We start from the raw sequence: 3822 nt of genomic DNA, 5'->3' as shown, positions 1-3822 counted from the left end.
AGGGAATAGTCGGGGGAATTGCAGCATTAGGAGATTTGGCAGTCAACAGCACAGGAATCACCAAGTTTGGTAGCACTGTTACAGCCAACAGTCTCACAACAAATACAGGTGGAACAACAGAAATTGGCGGTGATATTACCACTACAGGCAAGCAAACTTATGGCGATGGTGTTGCATTAACAGGCACAACAAATCAAGAATTAAAATCTGATAATGGAAAAATACTCTTAGCTGGGAATTTAACAGCAGGAAGTAATGATGTAACATTAACAGCAAATGATATAGAATTACCCAGCACAACAACAGGAAAAGGTAATTTAACAATTCAATCTGCTACAACAAATCAAAATATTACCCTGGGTAATAATATTGATGGAACATTAAATCTGACAAGTGCAGAAATAGCAAGTTTAGTAGATGGCTTTGCTTCTATCACCATTGGACGCAATGACGGAACTGGTAACATTGTCATTAATAATTCTGTTGAATTTAAAGATCCGACTACTATTAAGTCACCTAATGGTAATCTCGCTGTCAATGACAACATAACAGGTATAGATAATGCGTCAATTACACTAGATGCAAAAACCACAAATCTGAATGCTGATATCACCACCAATAATCAAAATATTACTCTCACTAAAAATGTAGTCTTGGAGAATAATATTACCCTAGACACAGGTGCAGGTGCAGGTGATATTAATTTTAATGGCACTGTTGATGGAAATAAAAATTTAACCCTGAATGCAGGGACAGGGAATATCACTTTAGATAATGCAGTCAATGTTAATAGTCTCAGCACTACTGCGATGAATACGAATATTGCCAACAAGATTACCACCACAGGGAATCAACAATTTACTAGTGGTGTCACCCTCACAGGCAATAATGCCAAAACCTTTAATTCCAATAACAATGATATTAATTTCAGCAGCACAATTAATGGTTCAAACACAAATTTAACTCTTCAGGCAGGGACAGGGAATCTAACTTTAGGTGGTGCAGTCGCTGTCAACAGTCTCAGCACCACGGCAGCAAATACGAATATTGCCAATAACATTACCACCACAGGGAATCAACAATTTACTGGTGGTGTCACCCTCAAAGGCAATAATCCTAAAACCTTTAATTCTAATAACAATGGTATTAATTTCAGCAGTACCTTAAATGGTTCAAACACAGATTTAACGCTTCAGGCAGGGAATCTAACTTTAGATAATGTAGTCAATGTTAATAGTCTCAATGTCATGGCAGCAAATACCAATATTGCCAACAACATTACCACCACAAATAATCAAACCTTCAACAGTCCCGTCACATTAACTGGTACTGGTAATCAAGAATTAAAAGCAGATACAGGTACAATCACCTTTAATAGATCTTTGTCCACAGGGAATAATAACCTGACTTTGACAGCAAATGGAATTGACTTTTTGGGAGGAGATAACTCGGTTACAGGCAGCAAGAATTTAGTCCTACAACCATCCACTCCAGGGCAAAACATCAACATCAATAATGATAGTAATGCTGACCCAAATAGCTTAGACCTCACTAAATTTGATATCAATGCTTTAGCAGATGGTTTCAGTTCAATTACCATTGGGCGGAATGATAGTAAGGGAGTGATTAATATCCCAAGTGATGTCACATTTAAAGACATAATAAAAATTCAATCGCCCACTAATACAGGTTCAATTACTGCAACTTCTACAATTACAGGCTTAGATAATGCCTCAATTAATCTGTTAGCTAATCAAAATATTAGCACTGGTGATATCTCCACACAACGCCAAAGTATTAATCTGAAAAGTAATACAGGATTTGTCAGAACAGAAAATATTACGACTCAAGGTGGGGATATTGATATCCAAGCACAGGATAGTATTAAAACCGGATTGTTAGATACCAGTTCTAAAACTGGAAATGGTGGTAAAGTAAGTTTAGATCCTGAAAATGATATTGAAGTTACTGCTATTAATACCCAAGCTTTAACTAGTGGTATTGGTGGTGACATCAATATTGTAACTAACAGGTTTTTCCGTGCTACAGGTACTTTTACCACCTTTATCGGATCTATTCCTATAAAGGCTAGTATTTCTACACTCGGAATAAATGGTAGTGGTAATCTCACCATTACTCATGGAGGGAATGGCATCACAGCCTTTGTAGTCGGTAATACTGAGAAAATAGGCACAGCAGGAGCAGTTGTTGGTGCTTTGAACAACAATATAATACCTACAAAATTTTATCAAGGCAATTATACCAAAGGGAACATTCAAATAATTACTAATTCAAATATCAGGGAAACTGCTAAACCATCAGACGAAAGTTATATTTTGCAGTCACAAAGTATTAGCAATCCGATAACAAAAGATTCAGGTTTATCTGGAGTGGAAGATGGTTTAACAAAGGAGTACGAGCAATTTTTTGGACGAAAGTTTGCCAGAAAATCTGTCGCTGATATTCAATCTGAATTGAGAAAAATTCAAGCACAAACAGGAATTAAATCAGCTATTGTTTATGCCTATTTTAGCAAAAGCAGTGACATTTTGAGAACAGATAAGGAAGTAATTAATTTACGTATACTCACTTCAGACAGTCAAACCACCATTATACTCCCCAACGCAACTAAAGAAAAGGTCTTAAAAGTTAAACCGGATTTTCAGTCGGCAGTTTCCAATGCCAATAGTAAGAATTATAAAGCATTTGGAAAGCTATTCTATAGATGGCTAATTGCACCCTATGAAGCGGAACTACAAAAGCAAGGCATTACTAATCTGGCCTTTGCTATGGGTGAGGATTTACGTTCTATTCCGATGGCTGCTCTCTATGATGGTGAAAAATTTTTGATTGAAAAATATAGTCTGGGTCTGATACCCAGTGCAAATTCCACGGATATAATTTATTCAGACATAAAAAAATCTCAAGTCTTAGCAATGGGAGCTAGTAAATTTGCCCCAAATCAAAAAGCTCAGGATTTGCCAGCAGCAGAAATAGAGGTTACTGAGATTGCCAAACTATGGAATGGTAAATACCTTCTCAATGATGACTTTACCATAGAAAATCTCAAGGATAAACGCCAGAATAATCCTGTTACAAACAAACCTTTTGAAATGGTTCATCTAGCAACTCACTTATATTTTGATTCTGATGATGCCAACAATTCTTATATCCAATTGCACCATAGTCAACTACCACTAAATAAAGTCCGCGAGTTGGGATGGAATCAACCACCATTAGAGTTACTAGTTTTAAGTGCTTGTCAATCAGCTTCTGAAGATAGCAAAACCGAGTTAGGTTTTACAGGTTTAGCAGTTAACACTGGTGTAAAATCAGCGGTTGGTAGTTTGTGGAAAGTCGAAGATGCTGCTACTATGGTGTTGATGACTGAGTTTTATCACCAGTTAAAGACTACATCAATTAAGGCGGAAGCACTACGACAAGCACAAGTGGCTATGATTAAAGGTGATGTTACAGTTGAAGGCAACAAGTTAATTGCTACCAACAGGAGTGCTGATATAACACAGAACATTGCCGATAAGATACGGGAGATAAATCCCAAGCATCCTTATTATTGGTCGGCTTTTATGATGATTGGTGGCCAGTGGTAATTGGGAATGATTGTGGAAGTGGAAAGCAAAATACAGGTGGTAGGTAGAACCTTAATTTTTCAGAAAATTAACACAAGAACCCACTTGATTTGCCATCCAAGAGCAATCTTCCCTCCTGGGAATTAACTACGATTAGTTGTGGTTTTTCTTGTTAAAAAGTTAAATGTTTTGGTGTAATATATATTTTTATTGGGAACGTGCTATTTAACTG

General features: G+C 36.8%; 1 protein-coding gene. It reads left to right on the top strand.

Going from position 1 to position 3822, the window contains the following annotated elements:
• A partial coding sequence (locus tag IQ228_RS22940) for a CHAT domain-containing protein (RefSeq protein ID WP_193964554.1) occupies positions 1 to 3611 on the top strand: 3611 nt, incomplete at its 5' end.
• Between the last annotated feature and the right edge of the window lie 211 nt (positions 3612 to 3822).

The sequence above is a fragment of the Dolichospermum sp. LEGE 00246 genome (assembly GCF_015207865.1).
Taxonomy (GTDB): Bacteria; Cyanobacteriota; Cyanobacteriia; order Cyanobacteriales; family Nostocaceae; genus Dolichospermum; species Dolichospermum heterosporum.
The sequence above is the reverse complement of the archived record's forward strand: the minus strand, read 5'-3'. Positions and strand labels throughout refer to the sequence as shown.